This is a genomic window from Pseudoalteromonas sp. SCSIO 43210 (genome assembly GCF_054133285.1).
The window spans coordinates 3,894,518-3,920,874 of sequence record NZ_CP087225.1 but is presented as its reverse complement, the minus strand read 5'-3'; the positions used below and the strand labels follow the sequence as shown (position 1 = coordinate 3,920,874).

22 protein-coding genes, 1 tRNA gene and 5 pseudogenes are annotated in these 26,357 nt (G+C 37.4%); 18 read left to right on the top strand and 10 right to left on the bottom strand.

The features are described from left to right. Positions 1-24: 24 nt before the first annotated feature. Positions 25-1,323 carry a phosphopyruvate hydratase gene (eno, locus tag LOS73_RS17135; protein ID WP_457934029.1) on the top strand — a complete coding sequence of 433 codons (1,299 nt, stop codon included), beginning with the start codon at positions 25-27 and terminating at the stop codon, positions 1,321-1,323. A 199-nt stretch (positions 1,324-1,522) separates the two neighbouring features. On the opposite strand, the gene mutH is transcribed toward eno, so the two are convergent. Then, positions 1,523-2,194 (bottom strand): DNA mismatch repair endonuclease MutH, encoded by a 672-nt coding sequence (gene mutH, locus LOS73_RS17130; RefSeq protein WP_457934028.1) that lies wholly within the window; start codon positions 2,192-2,194, stop codon positions 1,523-1,525. Between the two features lie 426 nt (positions 2,195-2,620). Here mutH and rppH point away from each other — a divergent pair, with 426 nt between their 5' ends. The 13 genes from rppH to LOS73_RS17065 all read left to right on the top strand — a co-directional run bounded on the left by rppH (position 2,621) and on the right by LOS73_RS17065 (position 16,199). After that, on the top strand, positions 2,621-3,139 hold the full coding sequence (rppH, locus tag LOS73_RS17125) for an RNA pyrophosphohydrolase (RefSeq protein ID WP_033029011.1): 519 nt from the start codon (positions 2,621-2,623) through the stop codon (positions 3,137-3,139). A gap of 30 nt (positions 3,140-3,169) precedes the next feature. Then, a complete protein-coding gene (ptsP, locus tag LOS73_RS17120) occupies positions 3,170-5,434 on the top strand; it encodes a phosphoenolpyruvate--protein phosphotransferase (RefSeq protein ID WP_007377514.1) in 2,265 nt (754 codons plus the stop codon). 90 nt (positions 5,435-5,524) lie between these two features. Next, on the top strand, positions 5,525-6,334 hold the full coding sequence (locus tag LOS73_RS17115) for a sulfite exporter TauE/SafE family protein (RefSeq protein WP_033029013.1): 810 nt from the start codon (positions 5,525-5,527) through the stop codon (positions 6,332-6,334). A 12-nt stretch (positions 6,335-6,346) separates the two neighbouring features. Beyond that, the gene (gene lgt, locus LOS73_RS17110) at positions 6,347-7,150 is read left to right on the top strand and encodes a prolipoprotein diacylglyceryl transferase (protein ID WP_007377512.1); all 804 of its coding nucleotides are present in this window, start codon (positions 6,347-6,349) and stop codon (positions 7,148-7,150) included. 10 nt (positions 7,151-7,160) lie between these two features. After that, positions 7,161-8,012 (top strand): thymidylate synthase, encoded by an 852-nt coding sequence (locus tag LOS73_RS17105; protein ID WP_007377511.1) that lies wholly within the window; start codon positions 7,161-7,163, stop codon positions 8,010-8,012. 21 nt (positions 8,013-8,033) lie between these two features. After that, positions 8,034-8,912 (top strand): UTP--glucose-1-phosphate uridylyltransferase GalU, encoded by an 879-nt coding sequence (gene galU, locus LOS73_RS17100; RefSeq protein WP_033029018.1) that lies wholly within the window; start codon positions 8,034-8,036, stop codon positions 8,910-8,912. Positions 8,913-9,463: 551 nt separating this feature from the next. Next, a complete protein-coding gene (locus tag LOS73_RS17095) occupies positions 9,464-10,141 on the top strand; it encodes an SPOR domain-containing protein (protein ID WP_457934027.1) in 678 nt (225 codons plus the stop codon). A 139-nt stretch (positions 10,142-10,280) separates the two neighbouring features. Further along, positions 10,281-10,874 carry a FlgO family outer membrane protein gene (locus tag LOS73_RS17090; RefSeq protein WP_007377507.1) on the top strand — a complete coding sequence of 198 codons (594 nt, stop codon included), beginning with the start codon at positions 10,281-10,283 and terminating at the stop codon, positions 10,872-10,874. 13 nt (positions 10,875-10,887) lie between these two features. Then, entirely contained in the window at positions 10,888-11,583 is a 696-nt protein-coding gene (locus LOS73_RS17085; protein ID WP_007377506.1) for a FlgO family outer membrane protein, read from the top strand. Positions 11,584-11,590: 7 nt separating this feature from the next. Then, on the top strand, positions 11,591-12,262 hold the full coding sequence (locus tag LOS73_RS17080; RefSeq protein ID WP_007377505.1) for a FlgO family outer membrane protein: 672 nt from the start codon (positions 11,591-11,593) through the stop codon (positions 12,260-12,262). A gap of 71 nt (positions 12,263-12,333) precedes the next feature. Continuing rightward, positions 12,334-12,408, top strand: a tRNA-Arg gene (locus LOS73_RS17075). Positions 12,409-12,590: 182 nt separating this feature from the next. Next, complete coding sequence (locus LOS73_RS17070; RefSeq protein WP_457934026.1) at positions 12,591-13,799, top strand: YobI family P-loop NTPase; 1,209 nt, start codon at positions 12,591-12,593, stop codon at positions 13,797-13,799. A gap of 168 nt (positions 13,800-13,967) precedes the next feature. Further along, positions 13,968-16,199 (top strand): hypothetical protein, encoded by a 2,232-nt coding sequence (locus LOS73_RS17065; protein ID WP_457934025.1) that lies wholly within the window; start codon positions 13,968-13,970, stop codon positions 16,197-16,199. A 231-nt stretch (positions 16,200-16,430) separates the two neighbouring features. On the opposite strand, the gene LOS73_RS17060 is transcribed toward LOS73_RS17065, so the two are convergent. The 3 genes from LOS73_RS17060 to LOS73_RS17050 are packed head-to-tail and all read right to left on the bottom strand — an operon-like array spanning position 16,431 to position 18,732. Beyond that, entirely contained in the window at positions 16,431-18,197 is a 1,767-nt protein-coding gene (locus LOS73_RS17060) for a replication endonuclease (protein WP_457934024.1), read from the bottom strand. Positions 18,198-18,200: 3 nt separating this feature from the next. Beyond that, positions 18,201-18,494: a hypothetical protein gene (locus LOS73_RS17055; protein ID WP_457934023.1), complete on the bottom strand. Its 294-nt coding sequence runs from the start codon at positions 18,492-18,494 to the stop codon at positions 18,201-18,203. After that, on the bottom strand, positions 18,487-18,732 hold the full coding sequence (locus LOS73_RS17050) for a helix-turn-helix transcriptional regulator (RefSeq protein ID WP_008170945.1): 246 nt from the start codon (positions 18,730-18,732) through the stop codon (positions 18,487-18,489). The genes LOS73_RS17055 and LOS73_RS17050 overlap by 8 nt, the downstream gene beginning before the upstream one ends. 435 nt (positions 18,733-19,167) lie before the next feature. Between LOS73_RS17050 and LOS73_RS17045 the strand changes: the two are divergent. Beyond that, positions 19,168-19,326: pseudogene (locus LOS73_RS17045) on the top strand (Mobile element protein); the annotation flags it as partial. Positions 19,327-19,365: 39 nt separating this feature from the next. Here LOS73_RS17045 and LOS73_RS17040 read toward each other — a convergent pair. After that, positions 19,366-19,689, bottom strand: a pseudogene (locus tag LOS73_RS17040) (IS30 family transposase); the annotation flags it as partial. A 93-nt stretch (positions 19,690-19,782) separates the two neighbouring features. Here LOS73_RS17040 and LOS73_RS17035 point away from each other — a divergent pair. From LOS73_RS17035 to LOS73_RS17025, 3 genes and pseudogenes are all read left to right on the top strand, one after another. Further along, a pseudogene (locus LOS73_RS17035) lies at positions 19,783-19,893 on the top strand (Mobile element protein); the annotation flags it as partial. 85 nt (positions 19,894-19,978) lie between these two features. Beyond that, positions 19,979-20,146, top strand: a pseudogene (locus LOS73_RS17030) (Mobile element protein); the annotation flags it as partial. A gap of 87 nt (positions 20,147-20,233) precedes the next feature. Then, the gene (locus LOS73_RS17025) at positions 20,234-21,208 is read left to right on the top strand and encodes a transposase (RefSeq protein ID WP_007377502.1); all 975 of its coding nucleotides are present in this window, start codon (positions 20,234-20,236) and stop codon (positions 21,206-21,208) included. A gap of 280 nt (positions 21,209-21,488) precedes the next feature. On the opposite strand, the pseudogene LOS73_RS17020 reads toward LOS73_RS17025, so the two are convergent. The 5 genes and pseudogenes from LOS73_RS17020 to LOS73_RS17000 form a co-directional block, all read right to left on the bottom strand. Continuing rightward, positions 21,489-21,668 (bottom strand): annotated as a pseudogene (locus LOS73_RS17020) (IS3 family transposase); the annotation flags it as partial. Positions 21,669-21,783: 115 nt separating this feature from the next. Next, the gene (locus LOS73_RS17015) at positions 21,784-22,281 is read right to left on the bottom strand and encodes a GNAT family N-acetyltransferase (protein WP_033040026.1); all 498 of its coding nucleotides are present in this window, start codon (positions 22,279-22,281) and stop codon (positions 21,784-21,786) included. A gap of 677 nt (positions 22,282-22,958) precedes the next feature. Beyond that, complete coding sequence (locus tag LOS73_RS17010; RefSeq protein WP_457934022.1) at positions 22,959-23,891, bottom strand: exopolyphosphatase; 933 nt, start codon at positions 23,889-23,891, stop codon at positions 22,959-22,961. Between the two features lie 147 nt (positions 23,892-24,038). Then, positions 24,039-25,487: a dihydrolipoyl dehydrogenase gene (locus LOS73_RS17005; RefSeq protein WP_457934021.1), complete on the bottom strand. Its 1,449-nt coding sequence runs from the start codon at positions 25,485-25,487 to the stop codon at positions 24,039-24,041. Positions 25,488-25,541: 54 nt separating this feature from the next. After that, positions 25,542-26,270: a glutathione peroxidase gene (locus LOS73_RS17000; protein WP_007378719.1), complete on the bottom strand. Its 729-nt coding sequence runs from the start codon at positions 26,268-26,270 to the stop codon at positions 25,542-25,544. Between the last annotated feature and the right edge of the window lie 87 nt (positions 26,271-26,357).

Sequence of the window (26,357 nt, the reverse complement as noted above, 5' to 3'; positions counted from 1 at the left end):
TTTTGGGAATATAGAGGAATCAAGATGTCAAAAATCGTAAAAGTAATAGGTCGCGAAATTATGGACTCGCGTGGTAACCCAACTGTTGAAGCTGATGTACATTTAGCTGATGGTTCATGGGGCCGTGCTGCAGCACCTTCTGGTGCATCTACAGGTACTCGCGAAGCATTAGAGTTACGTGATGGTGACAAAACGCGTTATTTAGGTAAAGGCGTATTAAAAGCAGTTGGTTATATCAACAAAGAAATTGCTGACGCTTTAGCTGGTCAAAATGCATTGGAGCAAGGTACTGTTGATAAAGTAATGCTAGATTTAGATGGTACCGAAAATAAAGAAAAATTAGGTGCCAATGCAATCTTAGCTGTATCACTAGCAACAGCAAAAGCAGCTGCACAATCTAAAAAGGTTGAGCTTTATGAACATATTGCTGACTTAAACGGCACGCCGGGTGTTTATTCAATGCCACTTCCAATGATGAACATCATCAATGGTGGCGAGCATGCAGATAACTCGGTGGATATTCAAGAGTTTATGATCCAACCTGTTGGCGCTACTAACTTCCGCGAAGGTCTACGTATGGGCGCTGAAGTATTTCATAGCCTTGCTAAAGTACTTAAAGCTGATGGCCATTCAACAGCAGTTGGCGATGAAGGTGGTTTTGCGCCTAACCTTGCATCTAACGAAGCGGCTCTTGCTGCAATCAAAGTAGCTGTCGCAAACGCAGGTTACGAGCTAGGTAAAGATATTACTTTAGCGATGGATTGTGCAGCTTCTGAGTTTTACGACAAAGAAGCAAACATCTACGACCTTGAGGGTGAAGGCAAAAAATTCACTTCTGAAGAATTTAACTTTTTCTTACAAGATCTTACTGAACAGTACCCAATCGTTTCTATCGAAGATGGTCTTGATGAGTCTGATTGGGATGGCTTTGCACATCAAACTAAGCTAATGGGTGATAAAATCCAATTAGTAGGTGATGATTTATTCGTAACAAATACTAAGATTTTAAAACGTGGTATCGACAACGGTATTGCTAACTCAATCTTAATTAAGTTTAACCAAATCGGTTCTTTAACTGAAACGTTAGCAGCAATTAAAATGGCTAAAGACGCTGGTTTCACTGTTGTTATTTCTCACCGTTCTGGTGAAACTGAAGATTCAACAATTGCTGATTTAGCAGTGGGTACTGCTGCAGGTCAAATTAAAACAGGTTCATTGAGCCGTTCTGACCGTGTTGCAAAGTACAACCAATTGCTACGTATTGAAGAGCAATTAGGCGATAAAGCACCGTACAACGGTCTTAAAGAAGTTAAAGGTCAGTAATTCTATTTTATATAGAATCTAATTTTTAATTTTAGATGATAAAATCCTCGCACAAGCGGGGATTTTTTATGCCTGCTACTTTTATTCAAAGAGATGAAAATAAGTTGTAGGCGTTAAGCTTGCTGACGCGCACGCAGTGCTAAAAGGAAGATTCACAAATAATAACTCTTTGTTTAAATCTTACTACTTTACAGAGCACTCAAAGCTGAAATTGCTGTTTTAAAATCTCGCCAGTAAAACTGGTTTTTAGATAAAAGCCACGGGGCAGGGTTTTTATTATTTGCCCATTAGGGCCAATGGCATCAGTGACTATTTTGCTATGGGCCGCTTTTGGGCGTATTTGCATTGCATCGCCTAAATGGCCCGATATTTCGTCAATTCGGCCAAGTGCAATTAACTCCATTTGCTCTTCCCAGTCGCGCTGTAATAAAGCGTTCTGCTCAGGTGTGGGTTGCCATAAAAAGCCACTGCCGATTGTTCTATCAAATGGAGCAATATCACGCTCGCTTAAAATAGGTAGCCATAAAACGTGATTAAGCTTTTTGCGAACGCTGCTGGTATGCCACGTCATCCCCGTCACGTTCATTAGTGGCGTTACAGATACAAATGTTGTTTCCAGTGGTTTCCCTTTATAAGAAATAGGGAGTGTTTTTAGCTCTATGCCTAAATCTTCAAAATCGGGTAGTGGTTTAGAGCCTGCAGTTGCACCTAAAACGTATTCTATTAATTGTCCCGTCCAGCCTTTTTCTCGCAGTAAATCGTCAGGCGTTTTAAAGTTATACTCATTGGCTAATTGGCCAAGTGTCAGGCCTGCAATATTATCAACCCGCTTTATTAGGTCATTAATTGAATGTGGTTTTGTTGGTCGCATATCACTAATTTGAGTTGAATAAATACCCTTGTCATGATAGCAAATCAGCTAAGCCGTGGATATCTTTGCGTTTGTGTGTTTTTTGTACATGAGGTGTTTGCTGTAATTTTACACACGCTAAAAAGTGAGCGAATTAACTTAAGTAACTGAACTGCTTTGTAATTTTGTGTTTTATAGTTCAGCTTTAATTAAGTGAGATTAGAGTTGCAGGGATAAATACAGATGTATGAACAAGTTTATCCACAGATTCTGTGGAGAAAGTCAGTTTTTAGATCTCATATTGTGGATTTGTTTGCAAAATGAGCGTGTTTTACAAAAGTTATGCACAAGCTGTGGGTAAGCAGAGTAAAACTCGTAATAGTATTTGCCGTATTGCGGGTTATGTGGAACAATCATAAAAAATCGACTTACAAATGAGGCACTAAGGTGATTGATGCCGAAGGTTTTCGTGCCAATGTCGGAATTGTAATTTGCAATAATCAGGGACAGGTGTTTTGGGCCAGACGCTATGGTCAACATTCTTGGCAATTTCCCCAAGGTGGTGTTGATGATGGTGAGACAGCAGAACAAACCATGTACCGCGAGTTACACGAAGAAGTAGGGCTGCGACCAGAAGATGTAGAAATAGTCGCAAGTTCAAAACATTGGTTACGCTATAAATTACCCAAACGATTAATCCGCCGAGACTCTAGTCCGGTGTGTATTGGGCAAAAACAAAAATGGTTTTTACTAAAATTACGCTGTAAAGACGAAGATGTAAATTTACTTAAAACCCATCATCCTGAATTTGATGATTGGCGCTGGGTAAGTTATTGGTATCCTGTAAGACAGGTTGTATCGTTTAAACGGGATGTTTATCGACGAGTAATGAAAGAGTTTGCTCCTTTCGCCATGCCTTTTAATAAGAGAGAACAACAGAAAGATCATTGGCGAAGTAAAAGGTAGTAATTTCTCGATACAATAAAGGAGCAGGGTATGCTGGCTACACTGAGATCTATTGCGGAGTCTGTATCGCGGCAAGCGAATTTAGACAGCGCATTAGTGTGCTTTGTGCAAATGGTGAAAGATGCCATGAAAACCCAGTGCTGCTCCATTTATTTTGCAGATTACAGCCAAGACAATTTTGTACTTATGGCAACCGAAGGACTAAACCCCGATGCGGTAGGTAAGTTTAGAATTGGTTTTACCGAAGGTTTAGTTGGCCTAGTAGCGCAACGCGAAGAACCTATTAATATTGCATTTGCTAAATCGCATCCGCGTTTTAAGCTCTCCCCTGAAGTAAATGAAGAAGGCTACAACGCTTTTTTATCTGTACCCGTTGTTCATCAAAAAAAAGTATTGGGTGTTATTGTCGTTCAACAAAAAATGGCGCGTGTATTTAGCCAAGATGAAGAGTCATTTTTAATTACGCTTTCTGCTCAACTGGCTTCACAGTTAGCACATGCCGAAATTAAAGAAGTTTTGCGCCAAGATGAATCATCTCATCAAACATCGGTATTAAAAGGCGTATCGAGTGCGCCGGGTATCGGTATTGGACAGGCATTTGTACTTTTGCCTAAACTTGATTTTAAATCGATTGAACTCAAAAAAGATCATGATACAACAGAGCAACGCCGTTTGTTTACACAAGCCGTAGCTGCAACGCGTAAAGAATTTAGTACCCTTTCGATGACGCTAAGTGATTCTATTCCGCACGAAGCTCTTGCTGTATTTGATGTTTACCAACAGCTGCTTGATGCAAAAAGTTTAGGCCACAATGTAGAAATGCAATTACAAGAAGGCTGGTGTGCTAAAAGTGCATTAAAAATTGTAATAGAGCGTTTAATATCTCAATTTAATGCCATGCAAGACCCTTACATAAAAGAGCGCGCCGTTGATGTTAAAGACATTGGCTTGCGGGTACTGCATCATCTTGTAAATACCGAACATGCTGTTAAAAATTACCCTCCCAATACAATTTTGATTGCCAATACGTTAACACCAGCAATGCTTGCAGAAGTACCAAAAGGGCATTTAACCGGTGTCGTTAGTGTAAATGGCTCAGCAAATAGTCACGCGTCTATATTAACGCGTGCAATGGGTATTCCTGCTATTTGGGGTATAGAGGATTTACCTTTATTGCAGTTTGACGGTAAATCAATGATTTTAGATGCATTTGCAGGGCGTTTATACATATCGCCATCGCAAATGTTAATGGATGAATACACCGAATTACAGCATCAAGATAATCTACTTAATAATCGCTTTTTAGCAGAGCAAGACTCAGAATCAATTACGCTTGACGGTGAGCATGTTAGCTTATTATTGAACGCAGGCCTTGAGCTTAATACCGAGCAAAGTAGTTCACATATTTGTGACGGTGTAGGGCTTTATCGAACCGAAGCGTGGTTTATGCAAAAAGGTCAGTTTCCTTCGCAATCAGAGCAAGAAAATTGGTATCGAGAAGTACTAACTAGCTATCATCCCAATCCTGTGGTTATGCGAACATTAGACATAGGTGGCGATAAGGTTCTTGATTACTTTAACATAACCGAAGAAAACCCATTTTTAGGTTGGCGTGGTATTCGTATCAGCCTTGATCACCCTGAATTGTTTTTAGATCAACTCAAAGCCATGCTTAAAGCCAATATAGGTTTAGGTAATTTAAAAATAATGCTGCCAATGATCAGCGGAACCGAAGAAGTAGACGAGTCACTCGCATTGTTTGAGCAGGCTTATTTTGAGCTAAGTGAAAAATACCCAGAACAACAAATAGAAAGACCCGATATAGGTATTATGCTTGAAGTGCCATCAAGCGTATTTATGCTGCCAGAGTGGTCTAAAAAAGTTGATTTTTGCTCCGTAGGCAGTAACGATTTAACGCAGTATTTATTAGCGGTAGATAGAGCAAATGCCCGAGTTGCTGAGTTGTTTAATCCCTATCACCCTGGCGTACTTAGAGTGCTTAATAAAATAGCCTGCGAGTGCGAACAGTATGAGTTACCTTTTAGTTTATGTGGAGAGTTAGGCGGCGATCCTGAAGGTGCAATACTCCTTATTGCTATGGGATACAGACGTTTAAGCATGAATCTATCATCACTTAATAAAGTTAAGTGGGTACTTAGACGTTTAAGTGTAAGTGATATGGAACAATTACTAACTGCATGTTTGGCGCAGTCGACTGCAAAGCAAGTACTGCGTTTAACACGTAATTTTATGTTAGAACATCACTTAGGTGACTTGTTTTACACGCCAAAATAACTAAGTGCGTCGAATTAATTTAAATACGAAGATGCTATTAGTTTTATAATCCTTTAATATATAAGTCTCCAAAGGGTATTTGAGATTACTATGTATGACTTAGGTTTGTTAGTCGCAAGCTGCGCACTACTAGGCTGTATTGTCGGGTTTTTAGCGGGTTTACTAGGCATTGGCGGCGGTTTAATTATTGTCCCTGTACTCAGTGCGTTACTGCTGTCATTTAATGTAACCTCAGCAGATCATGTATTAGTGATTGCTATTGCAACGTCACTTGCTTCTATTTTATTTACCTCCACCTCTTCAGCGTTGGCTCATCATAAAAATGATAATGTGCCTTGGGCAATTGCGCCTTGGGTTATGTCGGGTGTGGCTTTAGGCGCGCTTATTAGCGGCTTTGCAGCTAGCCTTATTCCAGAGCAAATATTGCGCACTGTGTTTTCTGTAAGTGTTGTATTTATAGCAGGGAGAATGGTGCTCTCAACTCGTAATAAACCAATGTCAGAAAAACCGTTACCAGCAGGTCCTATTTTAGGCGGGATTTCGGCAATAATGGGCGGGTTATCAGGTTTAATAGGTATTGGTGGCGGCGCATTAATAGTCCCTATGCTTAATTATTTTTCGGTTGATATAAAAAAAGCAATTGGTTGTGCCGCAGCCTGCGGAATTGTTATTGCATTATTTGGCTCTGTTGGCTATGTCAGTGCCGGCTGGCACGTGACTGATTTAGAACATGGTTTTGCAGGATTTGTGTATCTTCCTGCGTTATTTGGTATTGTATTAACGTCGTGGTTTGTTGCACCTATTGGTGCTAAAGCAACTCATTATTTACCTGTTAATACAATTAAGAAAGTTTTCGCGGTGCTGCTTGTAGTTATCGCAATTAAAATGGTTTTTAGCTAAAGGTTTATTTTTATGGCACTTGAGTTTCCTCAAATCGATCCAATAATTTTTTCAGTTGGGCCACTTAGCGTACGTTGGTACGGCTTAATGTATTTAATAGGTTTTGCATTTGCGATGTGGTTTGCAAATCGTCAAGCGTCAAAACCAAACTCTGGTTGGACTAAAGATCAAGTTAGCGATTTACTGTTTTACGGCATGTTAGGGGTAATACTAGGCGGGCGTATTGGCTACGTATTGTTTTACCAGTTTAGTTACTTTATAGAAAACCCACTGTATTTATTTAGAATAGATCAGGGCGGCATGTCGTTTCATGGTGGAACACTTGGCGTTATAACCGCCGTCGCAATTTTTTCGTGGACGCGCAAAAAATCGCTTCTTCAAGTAGGCGACTTTGTTGCACCATTGGTTCCTGTAGGGCTTTTAGCCGGACGTATTGGTAACTTTATAAACGGTGAGTTATGGGGCCGAGTTACCGACGTGCCATGGGCAATGGTATTTCCAACGGGCGGGCCGCTTGCGCGTCACCCATCGCAATTATACGAAGCATTTTTTGAAGGCTTAGTGCTTTTTTTAATCTTGCAATGGTTTATTAAAAAGCCTCGTCCGGCAGGCAGCGTTGCCGGTGTGTTTTTATTAGGTTATGGCGTGTTTAGGTTCTGTATTGAATACTTCCGCCAACCAGATGCACAACTCGGTTTATTTGCCGACTTTATTTCAATGGGGCAAATACTTTCGCTTCCTATGATAGTAGGCGGATTAGGGTTATTAATTTGGGCTTATAAGCAACCACAACACGTTACAACAGCTAAGGCATAATACAAAAAACATGAAACAATATTTAAAGTTATGTCAGCGTATTGTTGACGAAGGGCAGTGGGTAGAAAACAAACGTACAGGCACGCGTTGTTTAACTGTAATTAATGCTGATTTAGAATACGATGTAGCTAATAATCAGTTTCCGATGATCACCACACGAAAAAGTTACTACAAAGCAGCGATTGCTGAATTACTAGGTTACTTACGTGGTTACGACAGTGCTGGGCAGTTTCGTGATATTGGCTGTAAAACATGGGATGCTAATGCGAACGATAATAACGCATGGCTTAATAATCCTAACCGTAAAGGTGAGGACGACATGGGACGCGTTTACGGCGTACAAGGGCGTGGTTGGCAACGCCCAGATGGTTCAACACTTGATCAGCTCGCTAAAGTTATTAATAACTTAAAAAATGGCATTGATGACCGTGGTGAGATAATCACGTTTTATAACCCAGGCGAATTTGAGCTTGGTTGTTTGCGCCCGTGTATGCATACGCACACCTTTTCGTTGCTTGGCGATACCTTATATTTAACGTCTTATCAGCGCAGCTGTGATGTGCCGCTTGGCTTGAACTTTAATCAAATACAATGCTTTGTATTATTGGCGTTAGTAGCTCAAATTACTGGCCATAAAGCGGGTAAGGCATACCATAAAATTGCCAATGCACACATTTATGAAAACCAACTTGAGTTGATGCGAGATGTGCAGTTAACACGTCAGCCATTTGCATCGCCTCAATTAAAAATTAATCCAAAAATTAAATCGTTAGAAGACATAGAAACGTGGGTAACACGAGACGATTTCGAAGTAACAGGCTATCAATGCCACGAAGCGATTCAATATCCATTTTCAGTATAATAAAAGATTAAGGAAAACATAATGAAAGCAGTGATCCCCGTAGCGGGCCTTGGTACTCGGATGTTACCAGCAACAAAAGCAATTCCTAAAGAAATGCTGCCAGTGGTAGACCGTCCTTTAATTCAATACGTAGTTAATGAAGCAGTTGCTGCCGGTATTAAAGAGATAGTGCTTGTAACGCATTCAAGTAAAAACTCAATCGAAAATCACTTTGACACCAGTTTTGAACTAGAAGCTACTTTAGAGAAGCGTGTTAAGCGGCAATTACTTGCCGAAGTGCAAGCTATTTGCCCTAAAGACGTAACCATTATTCACGTACGCCAAGGTGAAGCCAAAGGCCTAGGGCATGCTATTAGCTGCGCGGCACCGATTATTGGTAACGAACCATTTGTAGTTATTTTACCAGACGTAATTATTGATGATGTAGAGAGCGATCTTAAAAAAGATAACTTAGCAGAAATGATCGCACACTTTAACGAAACCAAGCACAGCCAAATTATGGTAGAGCCAGTACCAATGGCACAAGTAAACCAATTTGGTGTAGTTGATTTAGGTGACGTTGAGTTAAAACAGGGCGAAAGCTCGCCAATTATAAATATGGTAGAAAAACCACCTGTAGATGAAGCACCATCAAACTTAGCGGTAGTGGGTCGTTACGTGTTAAGTGAAAACATATGGCCTTTACTTGCAAAAACTCCGCAAGGGGCAGGCGATGAGATTCAATTAACAGATGCAATTGCGATGCTAATGGAACACGAAAAAGTAGATGCATACGCTATAAAAGGCCGTAGCCACGATTGTGGAAGTAAAGTTGGTTATTTAAAAGCAACTATTGAATTTGCACTACGCCGTGATGAATTTGCAGATGAATTAAAAGCATTTATTAAAGCGTTGATTTAATTTAAAAGATAACGTTAATAATAAAAAGGCGCCAACATGGCGCCTTTTTTAATGTTTAACCAGAGCTCTGGTTAAGAGATATACTAACATATTGAATTATGGTGATATTTAAATTTATTTTCTCTAGCCAGAGGTTTTCAGTGAAAACAAGGCGAATTTACGCGTCAATAGCTTTTGGGGATGAAGTTATTATCGAAATTTTGGGTTAAATACACTGTTGCAAACGTAGTATCTAAAAATACAGTAACTCAAAAGCTGTTGTTATTTTAAGGATTGAATATGTTTAAATGCGCGGTTTTTAAGTTATATTGTTGTTTTTTTGTTAACTGGCACTAAATTTGTATTAAATGTTTTCTTAAGGATAAAGGGACCCGCATTAATTGTTTTTTAAAACACAATTAAAGCTGAAATGAGTTGTTCCCATGGCCTATTTAAAGTTAAACGCTTAGTACCAACTTGCAATAATGTTTAATCAAGCGAATTGGTATAATTTATAAGAATGTTTAGCTGAAATGTAAGTGTAATTACACTGCTTTCAGGATAACGAATACATGTTTAAACATAAAAATAATAATAAAAATATAATTCTGAGTCTTTTAACGTTTGTATTTTGTACTGCCTGTGCTTCTACGTCAGAAGTAAACCAGTTAGAAAAACCAAGTAATTTACCAGAATATGTGTCAATCACAGCCTTAGAGCTTGCTCAGTTAAAAGATGCAGCAATGCAATGGCAACAAGCTAGAGCGGGCCTTGAGCGTATTTTAAGGCTCGAAAAAGAGATCACTTATTTAGTTGACCATATCGACATTATTAACACTAAAGCGATAACGCAATCCAACCAACGTTATACTCGTGCTGATACACGCAATCCTACAGCTGCTCATACCATAAAGGTGCTTTCGAAAGCGCCTAAACATAGCTACAGTAAAAAACGGGCTGTAAAATTAAATACGCTTAAGCATTCATTTTCATTACAAGTGGCATCAGTTAGCTCTGAGCCAAGCTTAAAAAAAGTATGGCAAAACCTGAACATACAGGCAGCTCCATTGTTTAGAAAAAAAATAGAGACTAACGTAGAGCAAATCCGTATTAACGATAAAACATTTTACCGCTTAAAACTGGGTTCATATCAAAAGTTAAATAACGCCAAAGCAGATTGCGAAGTATTTAAACTTTATAAACTCGATTGCATAGTAAGTAGTTACACAGATAAACCCATTAAACTATAGTTTAAACAAATAGTTGAGGTAGGCATGTTAATCGGGTTTAGGTTAAGCATTGGTGTAGGTTAACTAGCAAAATAATTAAAAAATCTTTTAGGCATAATAATTGCTTTATCTTTTTTATATTTGAAAGAGGATGGCAATTATGCGCCTTTTATTACCCCTATTATTAGTTAACTTAGCCGCTTGCAGTTTGATACCGCAACCAGCGCCAAGTATAAGCACACACGCTCCTAAAGCGGCTATGGCACCTTACACAGTTAATGATTATGTAAATACGCTAACAGTGCAGCTTAGTCATTTAAAAGAGCCGTTAAGTCGTAATTCCCGCATTGGTGTAAGTAGCTTTTATTTTGCTGATGGGCTCGACACCAAGTTAATGACAGAGCAAGCTTCAGGGCTTAGCCAGCAAATCCAAGAAAGTCTATTAACCCAAATGACCCAGCTTGGTTACCATACGGTAGAGTATAGATTAGACAATAATATAACATTATCGAGTAATGCCGATAATGTACTAAGTCGCGATTTAAATAAATTACGTGAACGTCAAAAAATTGACTTAATAGTTACCGGTACTGTGACTCGTCAGCAGCATGCATATATAGTAAATGCGCGACTAGTTAATATAAACAGCAAACAAGTTTTATCAGCAGGCAGTACCGAGATCCCTATTAATGTAATGTGGGGAAATGAAAAAATTCAGCAGCGCGACGGCCTTTTATACCGCAGCGAATACTAATTTGGAGCACAAAATGAGAAACCTACTAATTACATTATGTTTGCCATTGGGATTTGGCTGTTCGCAAATGTTTAATGGCATGGAGTCAGAACAAGTAGAAGAACCGCAAAGCAATAGCCCTGTAATGCTTGTAAGTGAGCAACGCGAAGTTGCGTCGCCTGTTGTAAATAATCAACTTTTTCAGTCTGGGTTGGTTGAGCAAAATAACTACACTAAATCAATGCCCGCCAAGCGTAAAAATATTAACCATTACGTGCGTGGCATAATGCAAGACATGGTCGAAAACTTACAGTACGTAAATGATAAAACACCACTTGCTGTTTCAAGCTTTGTATTTTTAGATGATAACTACAACGATGGCAGTTTATTAGGAAATCAGATATCAGAAAGCTTTATGCACGAACTGCATAGTTTTGGTATACCGGTCATTGATTTTAAAACAACCGACTTTATGCGAGTAACACCGGCGGGTGACTTTGTATTTAGTCGCGACTATTTAGAGTTAAATCAAGATCAAAATTTTAACTACGTCCTAGCCGGTACCTTAGTGAGCCACCAAGGGGGGGTATTAGTAAATGCTCGTATTGTTGGTTTGAAAAGTAAAGCGGTTGTAGGCAGTGCACAAGGCTTTATTCCTCAGTCAGTTGTTGATGCGCTTAACAGCAGCTACCGAACTGATGGCATAATGCTTAAGCAAGCGGATGAGTGAGGTGATTATGCGTTATACATTAAACAGCGTGCTTAGCGCTTTTAGCATGCTAGCATTGGCTGGGTGTTCTATGACACATATTACTCAACAGCAACAAAACACAAATACCCGCGTAGATGTAAACACACAGCATGAGCAAACACCGGAAATGCTGTCGTCGGCTAAAGTAGATGTACATGACGAATACGATTCATCACAACAATTTATGCCCCTTAACCACCATCAAACATTGGTTAATTATGTAGAGCAAATGGCCCTCGATCTAGTCGACACCCTCGAATCAGGTAATGATACTAATGCGCATTTAAATATTGCGGTTACAACCTTAGTTAATTTAGATGCCACACTAAACAACACAAATCAGCTTGGAAATCAAATATCTGAAACCTTAATCCATCAATTACAAAAATTTGGTTATGGTGTTGTTGATTTTAAAACCACAGAAACCATAGACGTAAATAGCCGTGGCGACTTTGTTTTATCGCGTGATATAGCAAAACTTAATGAAGACCAAATGGCCAGCCACGTACTTGCAGGTACTTTAATTTATCGACGTAATGGGGTTGCGGTCAATGCGCGTGTTATTAACATAGACACCAAGCAAGTTGTTGCCACTAGCCGAAAATTAATACCGTTATACGTACTAAATAAAGAAGATATATACTTATCAAGCAATTAAGTTCAGTTGTCGCTTGATATAAAAAACCAGATACCGTTATAATTCACACCTCTAAGCACACGCTTATTTGTGGCCTCTTAGTTAAATGGATATAACGGCCCCCTCCTAAGGGGCAGTTGCAAGTTCGATTCTTGCAGGGGCTACCAATTAAATCAATAGCTTACATATATTTTTCCTTCTTGTTTAATTTCTGTGTAGCACATGTGTAGCATGGCGAGTTATTTATATAATGGATAATCTTCAACTCATATAATTGTATGGGCTCTATGTTTGCACTAATATCACCTACCGTAGATTTATTTTAATCAATAAAAATTAAGGCTCTACTATGGATAGTTCAGTTAAAAATAAAGCATTAGAGAAAATCGAAAAGTTTTTTTTAAAGTTAGCTAATAGAGCTAGACAAAAACTAGAATCTTCATCAAATTTAAAATTAGTTGATTTAACTCCTACTGACTCTGCTGAAGATTGCGATACATATTTTGAGGCAATTGATCAGGGGATGAAAAACCCAAATGTTAAAAATATAGCTCTAACAGGGCCATATGGTTCAGGTAAAAGTAGCATAATAAAATCATATGAAAAGCAAAGTTTAGGCATCTACAGACTATTAAATATTTCTCTAGCCTCGTTCAAAGATGAGGCTAGAGAGCTCTCTAAAGCACAAAAAGAAGAGCAAGATAGGTCGATTGAAAGAAGCATTATTCAACAAATGTTCTATGGTGCAGATTCAAGTAAATTAATTCATTCTCGTTTTAAACGCATCAAAACTATGCAATCAGGCACAGCCGCTTTCATCTCTCTTACATATTTTATTTGGTTCATCAGTTCTATTTTTTTATTTTCAATTGATATTAATAATTTACTTTTTTATTCAGAGTTTTTCTCTTTAGAAGTGCTCTGTTTAATTTATGTGGCAGCTATACCTACTCTGCTTTTTTATGACTTTTTAAAGCTCAAAAGTGGTTTTTCATTTAAAAAGCTTTCATTAAAAAATCTAGAATTAGAAACTAGTGAAGTTACGGAAAATTCAATTCTGAACCGTTATTTAGATGAAATAATATATTTTTTCCAAGTTTCTAAATACAACTTAGTAGTAATCGAAGACTTAGACAGATTCGGAAGCCCAGAGATCTTTGTTAAATTAAGAGAAATAAATAAACTTATAAATGATAATGATAAAACAACTGGAGAAATAAAGTTTCTATACGCACTCAAAGACGACATGTTTGTCCATAAAAATAGGGCTAAATTTTTTGATTTGATAATACCAGTTATACCGATAGTGAATTCAAAAAATTCGTTAGATAAAATTTTAAATACTCGTTTGAATAAGATAGATTCAAATGTTTATAAAGATATAAAAGGTTCAAGGTTTCTTCGCGATGTATCTAATTATTTAGACGATATGAGGTTAATTCATAATATTTTTAATGAATTCGAAATTTATTATAAATTATTAAAGATTGATAATGATAATTCTATAAAGTTATTTTCACTTATTATATTTAAAAATATGTACCCAAATGATTTTTAGTTATTACATCATGGTGAAGGTTTTTTCAAAACGTTATGTAATAAAAAAAATGAACTAATTAAAGATAGAAAAAAAGATGTTAATTTAAAAATTATTGATTTAGATGCTCGTATTAAGGAGATAGAAGCTGAAGAGTTAGTAAGTTATGAAGAATTGATCTCAATATATTTGAAAGAATTATCTAAAGAAAATAACAATGCTTATGCATATCAAAAAAGTAATCAAATTAGACACTTTTCATCAATAACAAGTGTTGAAGAGTTCTTGAGCTTATTCGTTAACAGACAGACTTTATACACACACAATAGTTCCACTTACTTCAGTGTTCGATTTTCAGATTTTGAAAAAAAATTAGCATTTAAAAACTCTTTTGAAGAAAGAAAACTCAGTATTGAAAATAAAGGAAATAGGAAAAGAAGTATTTTACACAATGAAATTAGCGAGTTAAGAAACCTATCTTCCCAAATAAATCAATTTAAATTGTCTGAGTTACTCAAGGATCAGCCTAAGATATTTGATGAACATTTATATAAAAATGAAAAGCTAAGCAACTTAGGTCTATTAAGATACTTGGTGTTTGAAGGACATCTTGATGAAAGTTATTACTTATATATTTCTAAATTTTATGAAGGGCGAAAAACACTTAGTGACCATACATTTATAATGGCAATCAGAAGCTACAGTTTAGTAGACTCATTTCATCAGATAGATAATCCAAGAGAAGTTTGTTCAGAGCTTAGAGGAGAAGACTTTTCAACACAATATGTTTTAAATATAAACCTTATCGACTACTTAGTTAAAAGTAACTCACTAGGAGAATTAAAACTAGTTTTTGGTTATATAAGCGAACATTTAGATCAGACTGAAACCTTTTTTAAAAGTTATTTTACCAAAGGGCTTTATGTTAAAAGCTTTTTAAATGGCTTTTCAAAATCCAACCCAGCCTATCTAATTGATGCATTAGATAGAGAACTATCCATTGACCATATTATAAACGTATTTGAATATGTAGATAAAAGCTTTATATCCTCTAATATGAATATCGACAATCGATTGACAGAGTTTTTGAATGAAAACCTAGCTTTAGTAATTGATTCACAAATTAGTGATTCTATAGATATGGAGATAGTCAATTTGCTCGGTGTGAAGGTCTCAGACATTTCTGGCTTGAGCGGCCATAAACCTTGGTTTGATTTCGTAAAAGAAAATGCTTGTTATAGAATTACAGCAAGTAATTTGGCATATATTTTAACAGGCAGTTATGATTTTAATGAGCTTAATCTTATAAATTACACAGCGATTAGAAATTCACCTATTTTAGATGTAAAAGAATACATAGAAAATAATATTTCTGACTATTATGAGCAAGTAATGCTCCCCCATTTCGATATAAATAAAAATGAATCAGAAGAAAGTGTTTTAAACTTATTAGAAAACTCAAACCTGCTTGATGATCAAAAATTTCATCTAATAGACTCTTTGAACTTTGAAATTGTAGATATAACAAACACCCATGGGTCTTATTGGAAGGAGTTGGCACTAAATTTAAAAGTGACACCATCTTGGAGTAATATTCATCAACTTTTAGTAAACAGAACTTTTGATGAAAACGAGTTGATAGAGCTTTTAGATTCAAATTACTTTGCTGATAGGCTTAGTTTTGAAAATTGGAATGATGATTTGGATGAAGATGAAGTCTATGAAATTATGGACTTAATACTTCCTGCTGAACAGTTATCTAATGAAAGTTATGAAAAGTTGATATCAAATTTCCCATTACAAACAACAGTGTTCCCAGCTCACTTATCAGATTCAAAAATAAAGCTTCTCGTTGATTCTAAAATTGTTGCATTCAATATTGATACTTATGAAGAAATATTAAATTTTTCATTTATAACTACGTTTGTAATTAACAATATTGATTCTTTCATGGAGCTTGAGGAAGAAATTGATGTTAGTGAAGATCTTATAGCTAGTTTATTAAAAGCCAAAGTAGCAATTAAGTATAAAATCGATTTGCTTTATGAGTTGAGCGTGTTTGATGAGGATGATAAAGATCTGGCGATAGAAATTGCTGAATTAATTTTTACAGGTAACTGCAAAGTAGATCAAATTAATCCTGAAATTTTAACGTGGGTAACTTACGGGAGTCGAAGTATTGAAACCTCGTTAAGTCTAATCTGCATGCTTTTTGATAGGTGGGACGAAGATGAGGTTTTTGACATTCTGAATAATTTGGATGAACCTTATTGTAATATAAGCTTATATGGAAAAAAGCCAAAGATTGGAAATACAGCGCTTGATAAAGAACTTGCGCAGTTATTGGATTCTGAAAATTATATCTCTAGTTTTAAGATAGAGGATAGTGGCGTTAGAATTCATACCAAGCAGCATAAATAATTTTTAAAAAAATGATTCGTACAGTTATTTACAGAACTCCAAGTAAGAGCTTTCTTGCCATTCTGGCAAGAAGATAGCTAAAGGTTATTTTAGAAGTTGAGTAGGGTATTTGAACCACCTAAAGCTCATGTTTTAGCTTTAGGTTGTCTGTACAAGCATCAAAACAATGCTTTGAGTATGACTTGGTAGCTAAAGCTCATAATAGGGCTTTAGTTACTTAAAATAATTTTGTTAAGCTTTTTCTACCCTCCACGAATAGTGCCTTGTGATTATAGCTTTACCAGCGAACCACAAGCCTTTTACTTTGAGTGTGAGTTCACCATCGTAATAGCTTTGCAAACACTCGCCAGTTTCCTCAACGATGTTTAAATCGTAATGCAATTTGATAGGTCTATCCTTTAGTTTTGTGTGCAAACCGCCCATAGCGAGTATATAGCCTTTCCAATCGCTGTTATCAGCAGCAAAGCGAGCTTGCTCCAATAGGCTGTCTTTTTTATCATTAAATACAGAACGTAAACGTCTTAATTCGCGCCATACAGATACACTGGCACCGCCAATTTGTTGAAACTGACGAATACACCAGCAAGAAGCCCACGCATCAATACGTTGTGCTACAAGCAGCGAATCGTTACCAAATTTATCTTCGCCTACACCTTCACCATCTATATTTTTCGCTATGTATTTTAAAATATAGCCAGTTGCAGAGCCTTTGTTAGGGTCTATTTGTTTAAAGTCACAACGATTTTCCGCTGCGCCTTTTTCGTCACCATCAACTTCTAACGCATAATGACGAATAATTGCTTTTAATGCTTCTAGCTTTTCGCTCTCAATAAAAAACAGCATATGCCAATGCGGTGTACCATCATGTTGTGGCTCTGCTACACGAAAACCATAAGGCGCAATATTTTGACGTTTAAACTCTGCACGGGCTTTTTGCCACTGGTGATTTAAATAGCTATTGGCTTCATCAGGCATAAAACCTTCCCACTTGGGGTTAGCAGCTCCCGATTTTGAAAAAGCACGATGGTATTTAGAAGGGCACGTAACCGTAATAAAAAGTGCTTCATGTCCTAGCTCTTTAGCTAGGTCTTCAAAGCCTCGTGCACGACATAATAATTCATCTTTTCGTATTTTAGGGTTTGATACATTTAGGTCGGATATTTCTTTTAACGAATAGCGCTGGCCTTGTTCGTTAAGTATGTAAGTTGAACTAAGCAGTTCGTCATTTCGTTGGCGCTGAGTAATGCGATTTTGAGTTGTTATGTTGCTCGCATAAATTTCTCTTTTCCTGTTTACGAAATTTAAATGCAGGGCTGCTTTTTCGTTTGCTTGAGTAATGAGTTTACGAAACTTTCGTAGCCACCAACGATTATCAATATAGCGTTTTATACAGCCTGATATTTTAATGTTGTTTTTAGGCTCTATAGGCGAAACACCAAACTTAATTGCGTAGTTTGATAAAAAATCAAAAAGCGCTTTTTGCTTGGCATAAGCGAATTCGCTATCAATTTCGGTATTAGCAGAGCGAAACACAGCGGAATTTACGCTTTTGGTTTCACTATCAATCATTTCATTACTACGAAACTCATGCGAAACGGTTCGCTCTAGTTCGCTATCATTTCGCTGTTTGTTTTTAGCTTGATAGTATAGAAAGTTAACTTTTTCGGGGTTAATGGCAATTTGGCGGCAATAGTTTGCACACTCTTTCGCTATATTGTTAATGTCATCATCAAAGCAAAAAAAGAGGTGAGCGAGTTTTTTAGGTAAAAGTTTATAAAGCTTATTTGTTGTATCTAAAACATGACGGTTGCGCTCGAAGTTGTTAGGTTTATTAAAAGCATCAGTTAAAATTGTACTTTTAATTTTATTGGAAAATGGCGCTAATTTTTTCGTTAAAAACGCCGCATCGTACCTATCAACTAATGCTAAATACGGCGTTAAAATATCGTCTTGTTCATTAATCGCTTTTGCAATTAATGTTTCTCTAAAAGCACTCATTGGCTATTTGGGGCTAGCGTAAGCAAATACAAAATCACGACCTTTTTTGGTTAAAAAGTAATGTTCATATTTAACGCCAAAATGATAAATTATTTCACTTGTTACCAGTTCTTCGTTAACTAGTTTTCCAAGAGAACGAATATCAAATTTAAACGGCTGGCCATGCTTATTAACGTAAGTATGTAGGCCGTGCTTTTGCCTATATGAATAACCAATTTCACGGCAAATTTCGAAATAGGTATTTTCTAATGATAACCAAATTAGTAGTCGAGTTTGCTCTTTAGTTAATTTAGGCATGATCACCCCCGTTAGGGTTTTGGCCTAAATGCTCTAAGCGACAAAAGTTATTTAACCAGTTATCTAAATCATCTTTTAAATAACGAACAGTGCGACCAATTTTAATAAATGGCGGGGCAGGGGTTCTATTAGTGCGGTTTCCTTCCATACGTGATTGACGTAAGAAAGAGCGACTCATACCGATATACTCGGCTGTTTCTATTTCTGATAATGCGCGTTTGTTTGTGGTGGTTGGCATAAGTGCCTCCTGAGTTATTAACGTTTCAGGAGGTGTTTTACAATGCAGATTTTTTTAAATGAGCTTATCGATGAGTTGGATGAGCTTATCGATGATTTTTAGTTACTATTTTTTGATAAATAGTTTCTTTTTTACTTTTGACACTCTATTGGGAATAACAAAGACACCCATTCTAATTTTGCACTTTATGAAACGAAGTACTAGGCTTTATTTAGTGCAAAAAACAAGCAGGGTGTTACATGGCAATCGCAAGAAAGCGCCAAGTAAGTTTGGTCGATACAAAATATTATCACTGTATTTCACGTTGTGTTCGCCGTGCTTTTTTATGTGGCGAAGACCATTTCACTGGAATAACAAAGACACCCATTCTAATTTTGCACTTTATGAAACGAAGTACTAGGCTTTATTTAGTGCAAAAAACAAGCAGGGTGTTACATGGCAATCGCAAGAAAGCGTCAAGTAAGTTTGGTTGATACAAAATATTATCACTGTATTTCACGTTGTGTTCGCCGTGCTTTTTTATGTGGCGAAGACCATTTCACCGGTCAATCTTATGAGCATCGTAGAGGTTGGATTGAAGATAAGCTGCTTGAATCCCGAATTCAGGTTCCAAGTGCACCAAACCTTAAATCACTAATTAATAAAGACTTCTTCAGCTGTCTGATAATTTAGTATTTTCCTTGGGCGAGTATTAATTTTCATTACAACCTCTTGGAGTTGTTCATTAGTTATAGTTGAAAAATCAGTTTTCTTTGGGAAATAACGCCTGATCAGACCGTTTGTATGTTCATTTGTTCCTCGTTGCCACGAACAATAAGGATCAGCAAAGTAAATAATAAAATCTAGTTCTTCTTCCAAAGCTTTAAATTTCGAAAATTCTTTTCCATTATCCAAGGTCAGAGTTAACTGTTTATGCTCTGGAATCTCTTTAAACATCTCTACTGTAGCCGTATTGAATTATGCGAATAACAAAGACACCCATTCTAATTTTGCACTTTATGAAACGAAGTACTAGGCTTTATTTAGTGCAAAAAACAAGCAGGGTGTTACATGGCAATCGCAAGAAAGCGCCAAGTAAGTTTGGTCGATACAAAATATTATCACTGTATTTCACGTTGTGTTCGCCGTGCTTTTTTATGTGGCGAAGACCATTTCACTGGAATAACAAAGACACCCATTCTAATTTTGCACTTTATGAAACGAAGTACTAGGCTTTATTTAGTGCAAAAAACAAGCAGGGTGTTACATGGCAATCGCAAGAAAGCGTCAAGTAAGTTTGGTTGATACAAAATATTATCACTGTATTTCACGTTGTGTTCGCCGTGCTTTTTTATGTGGCGAAGACCATTTCACCGGTCAATCTTATGAGCATCGTAGAGGTTGGATTGAAGATAAGCTGCTTGAATTAGCAGAGAATAACAAAGACACCCATTCTAATTTTTGCACTTTGTAAAACGAAGTACTAGTCTTTATTTAGTGCAAAAAACAAGCAGGGTGTTACATGGCAATCGCAAGAAAGCGTCAAGTAAGTTTGGTTGATACAAAATATTATCACTGTATTTCACGTTGTGTTCGCCGTGCTTTTTTATGTGGCGAAGACCATTTCACAGGTCAATCTTATGAGCATCGTAGAGGTTGGGTTGAAGATAAGCTGCTTGAATTAGCTAAGGTATTTTGTATTGATGTATGCGCTTATGCAGTGATGAGTAATCACACTCACTTAGTACTGTATGTTGATGATAAAAAAGCAAACAGGCTGAATGATAAAGCGATTGTTATTCGCTGGCATAAACTCTGTAAAGGCACATTGTTAACGCAGAAATATGTACAAGGTGAAAAGCTAAGTAAAGCTGAACTTATCTTTTTTAATCAAACAGTAAAGGAATACCGAGAGCGCTTATCAAGTATTAGCTGGTTTATGAGGCTATTAAATGAAGACATTGCGCGCAGAGCAAATAAAGAAGATAACTGTACTGGCCGTTTTTGGGAGGGACGATTTAGATCCCAAGCATTATTAGATGAAGCAGCACTTGCCGCCTGTATGGCGTATGTAGATTTAAATCCCATCAGAGCCAAAATGGCAAATACACCAGAGGAATCAGACCATACCAGCATCAAACAACGCTTAACACGGGCAAACGAAGGTAAGCAACCAAAACAACTGCTCCGCTTTGCAGGCATGCCACGTCAAATAATGCCAAAAGGACTCCCGTTTGAGCTTAAATCGTATCTTGAACTTGTTGAGTTAACAGGGCGTTGTATGCGAGAAGATAAACGCGGGTATATTGAAAGTACACGCTTACCCTTACTCGAAAGAGTAAATATCTCCCCCGAAAACTGGTTAAAACTCACTACACAATTTACACGCGTATTTCACGGTGCAGTAGGGAGGCCCACTTCACAAGTGAGTTACTGTGAAAACTTAAACCGAAAACGGCGAGCGAATATCAGTAACTGCGAAAAGCTACTCGCATAACGTTTAAACAACTCAATAAAAATTAAAACTGTAATGATGCAGCTATTTTCATGCGCGTAATTTAAGTTTAACAGTGATAATGGCTTATTTGGTAATCCCCCCGAAAAATAATAATATAAAAAGAAATGAATTCTTGGTCAAAAAAGTAAATTTAATGACACAATATTATTTGTACAATTAGAGTGGCTGTCCTGTTTAATCCTTTTATTTTATGAGCAATGATCCGAAGGTATGGACTTCCCAGCTTTCAATGGACAGTTTTTAACTCAGAATAGTACGCTTACTCAAACTTAGCAGGTGAAACACCGCCCGTGTGTGAATGGCGCTTTTTTGGATTGTAAAACATTTCTATAAAATTGAATATCTCAGTTTTCGCATCTTCGCGTGACGAATATATCTTAAGCTTAATTGTTCGTTTTTTAATCGTTGCGAAAAAGCTTTCAGCAACCGCATTATCATGAATATACACACTAAGAGCAGTCTAACCAATCTATTAACGACGATGTTTAGCCAATCTCAATGACCGGTTATCGCTCTTTACCGAATTTGACTAAAGCTCAGAAGACCTTGTAATCTTATTGGGCATTTGTGATAACAAACTCGTGGTAACCTTCTGTTTCAGGAGGATCAACTTTATCAACACGCACAACATTTAATTTAGCAAACAAACTATTCCAAAATTTCAACGCTAAACTATCGTTTAAGTGAACTGCTACATGCCACTGATTTGTTTCAACAGGTATCAAATTTTGAATAACGAATTTGGCAATGCCTTGTTTGCGATATTTGGGTAGAATAAAAATATCAGCCAACTCAGGTATTTCTTTGCCAGCGATCTCAGTTGGTTCTACGGTAGCAAAACCAGCAATTTGGTTAGAAACGAGTACAAGATAAATAATGCAGTCTTCCTCACCACGAACTACACATTCTAAATATCCTTCATCAATATCATAGCAACCATCTAAACCAACATCTTCTAAGTCAAATATACTCTGATGATATTGGTAAAACTGCCACAGCATTTTTATTGCAGGGATATCGGTTGATTCAGCTTTCCGTATTGTAGTGTCCATTTTATACCTATTTCCTTATATGTGGTCCGACATTAGCTTTCATTAAAGAGATGAAGGTTTGCTAGTCGTTATCTTTAAAGAACATCATGTTATTAAACGATAACTACTCAAGAATAACAACAAAATAAATTTTAAGAATGAATTGAAAAAATTGCCAACAAGCTGATAGTCAAACGCATAAAACTTCACTTCATACAGAGGAACTCTGACTGACAGCTCATCGCCCAATACTGACTATGAAAGCGAGAATGGTTACTATTTTATTCAGTACAGTTATTTACAGAGCGCCAAGTAAGGTCCTTTTTGCCATTCCGGTAAGTAGCTAGCTAAAGATAATTTTTGGCTTTTTCTTGGTGTTTAATATGAGCTAGAGCTTAGTAAGGTCTTTAACTATTTGAAAGGTTGCATTTAACTGCAATTTTATTTGAACGTGATGAGCTTTAGCTAATACGTTATAGCTTTAGGTTATGCTTTTTCTACCTTCCACGTGCAATGCCTAGTGCTACTACCTTGTAAAAGCCGCTTTACTAGCGAACTACAAGCCTTTTACTTTGAGTATGAGTTCTCCATCGTAATAGCTTTGTAAGCATACTTTAGTATTTTTATACACAAAAAAAGCGAGTAAACGTCAATTTACTCGCTCTATTAATAGTTTAAAAAATGCTAAATTTTAATGCCTAACCATCACTTGTAATTGTATCGATTAACTTACTAAGTACGGCTTCTGCTTGGCTTGTTTCTACTTGGCAAGTACCTGCATTTAAGTGCCCGCCACCATTATATTTTAAGCATAGCTCGCCAACATTGGTGTTTGAGGTACGGTTGGTGATTGATTTACCAATTGCGTACACTACGTTTTGCTTTTTAAGGCCCCACAGTTTATGAATTGAGATGTTGCAGTTGGGGTACATGGCGTAAATAACAAAGCGGTTGGTAGCGTAAATAGTTTCTTCTTGGGTTAAATCAAGTACCACTAAATTTTTATGGACAGTGGCGCATTGAGTAATTTGCTCTTTTGCTTTTTCGTTATGCTCGTTATATAAAGCAACACGTTCGGCTACATCTTCTATTTGCAGTATTTGTTCAATGCTTTGGTTTTTACAGGCGTCAATGAGTTTCATCATTAATTGGTAGTTTGAAATTTTAAACTCACGGAAACGGCCTAACCCTGTGCGTGCATCCATAATGAAGTTCATTAATACCCAATCTGTTGGGTTTAATATTTCGTCTTTTGAAAACTGAGCGGCATCACCTTTGTCTACGGCGTCCATCATTTCAACTGAGATGTTCGGAAATTTTTCAGCGCCACCATAATAGTCATAAACTACACGTGCAGCCGAAGGGGCTTGCGGATCAATAATATGGTTTTTAATGTCGTTTGAGTTACGTACGGTTTCGCTAAGGTGATGATCAAACGCTATATGACAACCTGCAACGTAGGGAAGGTTGGTGGTAATGTCGTTTTCGGTAATGTCTATTTTGCCATCTTGCATGTCTTTTGGATGAACAAACAAAATGTCGTCAATTAGGTCTAAGTCTTTTAAAAGGACGGCACATACTAGGCCATCAAAATCACTGCGTGTAACAAGTCTAAATTTATTATTGGACATAGCTATTCCATCATTTTAATTGAGTTATCAATTGAGTGTAACAGTAAATATATTATTTGAGAGGTCTGCTTTAAAAAATTTATAAAAATAAAAAGGCCAAAGTAAATACTTTGGCCTTTGTTAGCAAGTGTATGTGCAATGAGCAGTTTATGCGCCTGGGCCACATTCCATACATGAGTTTACAATGTCTGGGCCAAATTTAAGTTTGGCATTTAAGTCGCGAAGGGCGTTACGTAAGCCTTCTTCAATTACTGGGTGGTAAAATGGCATATCAAGCATTTGTGGCACGGTCATTTTGTTTTGAACAGCCCATGCTAATAAGTGAGCAATGTGTTCGGCTTGTGGGCCAATAAATTCAGCACCTAAAAATAAGCCTGTGCCTTGCTCTGCGTATACACGCATGTGGCCTTTGTTTTTAAGTATTACTCGGCTTCGGCCTTGGTTTTCAAAGCTCACTTCGCCTACTTCAAAACAACCGCATGGGCCTAATCGGTCAGTAATTTGCTTGTAGCTTTCGCCTACCATTGCTATTTGTGGGTCGCTAAATACAGCTGCAATTTTAGCTCTGCGCAGACCTATACGTACATCTGGAAAGCGCCCTGCATTTTGACCCGCAATAGCACCTTGGTCAGATGCTTCGTGTAGCAATGGGATCATGTTGCTGGCATCACCGGCTATAAATATGTTCGACTCACCACATTGCATTGTGTGTGTGTCTGCGTGCGGTACGCCGCGTTCATCAAGTTCAATACCGGTGTTTTCAAGGCCTAGTTTATCTACGTTAGGTACTCGGCCTGTGGCTGCAAGTACGTAGTCAAACTGTTCGGTGTGTTTTTCACCTTGTTTGTCGGTGTAAGTTAGCTGTGCTTTGTTGCCAACTTGCATCATGTCAGATACGTTTGAGTCGGTATCTACAAAAAATTCTTGAGCGAACACAGTGTTTGCATAGTCTTTTACTACTGGATCTGTAAGTGGGCCAATTGCGCCGCCTACACCAAATAGTTTTACATTTACGCCTAGTCGGCTAAGTGCTTGGCCAATTTCAAGACCTATTACACCAGGGCCAAATACAGCGACTGATTCTGGTAGGTCATCCCAATCAAATACGTCGTCGTTTATAATAAGTTTGTCGCCAAAGTTATTAAATACGCCAGGGTATGAAGGGCGTGAACCGGTGGCAATTACAAAGCGTTTTGCTGTAATAATTGTATGATCGTCTATTTGTACGCGGTTTGTGTCTAAAAATTTAGCGTTACCACGAATTTTATCTCCATCTGGTAATTCATCTACGGCTTCTACTACGAATCCTGCAAAACGATCTCGTTCACTTTTAACGCGTGCCATAACTGCTTTGCCGTCAATGACTGGCTTTGAGCTATGAACACCAAATGCAGGTGCCATTTCAATTGCGTGTGCGGCTTCGGCGGCTGCAATCAATAATTTACTAGGCATACAACCAACACGTGCGCATGTTGTGCCATATGGGCCTGATTCAATCATTAATACATTTTGTGTGAACTGTTTAGCATTACGATAAGCACTTAAACCAGCTGTACCTGCGCCTATAACAACAACATCGGTTTGCAATTCTTTCATAGTAGGTATCCTTTATTAAACAGGGGCAATAGGCCCCTGTTAATTTTTACTTAATTAAGCAAAGTATTTTTCTAAATCGTCTGAGCCGCCAATGTGTTTACCACCAATAAATATTTGTGGAACAGTATCACGACCAGATACAGCTTTAAGGCTTGTTAGTGATGCACCTGCACCCATAACAATCTCTTCATAGGCGAAACCTTTTTCTGCAAGTAGCTCTTTCGCTTTTTTACAGAAAGGGCAGCCAGGTTTAGTAAAGATACTTACTGGTTCTGGTTTAGCTTGCTTAGGGTTGATGTAGTCAAGCATTGTGTCTGCGTCAGATACTTCAAACGGGTCGCCTGGTAAATCTGGTTCGATGAACATTTTGTCAATTACACCATCTTTAACCAGCATAGAGTATCTCCAGCTGCGCTTACCAAAGCCTAGGTCATTTTTGTCTACTAACATGCCCATGCCGTCAGTAAATTCGCCGTTGCCGTCTGGTAATAAAGTAATGTTTTGCGCTTCTTGATGTTCAGCCCATGCGTTCATTACAAAGGTGTCGTTTACTGATAAACATACAATTTCGTCAACGCCGTTTTGCTTAAGTACGCCTGCTAATTCGTTGTAACGCGGTAAGTGAGTTGATGAACATGTTGGTGTAAATGCACCTGGTAGTGAAAATACTACAACCGTTTTACCTTTAAAAATGTCATCTGTTGTTACTGATTTCCATTCGTTATTTTCACGAGTTGCAAATGTAACACTTGGGATTGTTTGACCTTCGATATTGTTTAACATAGTTTTTGTTCCTCTTGATTTGTTGATAGCCATTATGGTGAATAATTAAATATAGTTCCAATCGTTTGTTTGTATTAAACTGATAGC

Excerpts from the sequence above, each read along its gene's own strand:
- eno (WP_457934029.1), top strand. The coding sequence starts at position 25 with ATGTCAAAAATCGTAAAAGTAATAGGTCGCGAAATTATGGACTCGCGT.
- mutH (WP_457934028.1), bottom strand. The coding sequence starts at position 2,194 with ATGCGACCAACAAAACCACATTCAATTAATGACCTAATAAAGCGGGTT.
- ptsP (WP_007377514.1), top strand. The coding sequence starts at position 3,170 with ATGCTGGCTACACTGAGATCTATTGCGGAGTCTGTATCGCGGCAAGCG.
- LOS73_RS17115 (WP_033029013.1), top strand. The coding sequence starts at position 5,525 with ATGTATGACTTAGGTTTGTTAGTCGCAAGCTGCGCACTACTAGGCTGT.
- lgt (WP_007377512.1), top strand. The coding sequence starts at position 6,347 with ATGGCACTTGAGTTTCCTCAAATCGATCCAATAATTTTTTCAGTTGGG.
- LOS73_RS17105 (WP_007377511.1), top strand. The coding sequence starts at position 7,161 with ATGAAACAATATTTAAAGTTATGTCAGCGTATTGTTGACGAAGGGCAG.
- galU (WP_033029018.1), top strand. The coding sequence starts at position 8,034 with ATGAAAGCAGTGATCCCCGTAGCGGGCCTTGGTACTCGGATGTTACCA.
- LOS73_RS17095 (WP_457934027.1), top strand. The coding sequence starts at position 9,464 with ATGTTTAAACATAAAAATAATAATAAAAATATAATTCTGAGTCTTTTA.
- LOS73_RS17090 (WP_007377507.1), top strand. The coding sequence starts at position 10,281 with ATGCGCCTTTTATTACCCCTATTATTAGTTAACTTAGCCGCTTGCAGT.
- LOS73_RS17085 (WP_007377506.1), top strand. The coding sequence starts at position 10,888 with ATGAGAAACCTACTAATTACATTATGTTTGCCATTGGGATTTGGCTGT.
- LOS73_RS17080 (WP_007377505.1), top strand. The coding sequence starts at position 11,591 with ATGCGTTATACATTAAACAGCGTGCTTAGCGCTTTTAGCATGCTAGCA.
- LOS73_RS17070 (WP_457934026.1), top strand. The coding sequence starts at position 12,591 with ATGGATAGTTCAGTTAAAAATAAAGCATTAGAGAAAATCGAAAAGTTT.
- LOS73_RS17060 (WP_457934024.1), bottom strand. The coding sequence starts at position 18,197 with ATGAGTGCTTTTAGAGAAACATTAATTGCAAAAGCGATTAATGAACAA.
- LOS73_RS17055 (WP_457934023.1), bottom strand. The coding sequence starts at position 18,494 with ATGCCTAAATTAACTAAAGAGCAAACTCGACTACTAATTTGGTTATCA.
- LOS73_RS17050 (WP_008170945.1), bottom strand. The coding sequence starts at position 18,732 with ATGCCAACCACCACAAACAAACGCGCATTATCAGAAATAGAAACAGCC.
- LOS73_RS17025 (WP_007377502.1), top strand. The coding sequence starts at position 20,234 with ATGGCAATCGCAAGAAAGCGTCAAGTAAGTTTGGTTGATACAAAATAT.
- LOS73_RS17015 (WP_033040026.1), bottom strand. The coding sequence starts at position 22,281 with ATGGACACTACAATACGGAAAGCTGAATCAACCGATATCCCTGCAATA.
- LOS73_RS17010 (WP_457934022.1), bottom strand. The coding sequence starts at position 23,891 with ATGTCCAATAATAAATTTAGACTTGTTACACGCAGTGATTTTGATGGC.
- LOS73_RS17005 (WP_457934021.1), bottom strand. The coding sequence starts at position 25,487 with ATGAAAGAATTGCAAACCGATGTTGTTGTTATAGGCGCAGGTACAGCT.
- LOS73_RS17000 (WP_007378719.1), bottom strand. The coding sequence starts at position 26,270 with ATGTTAAACAATATCGAAGGTCAAACAATCCCAAGTGTTACATTTGCA.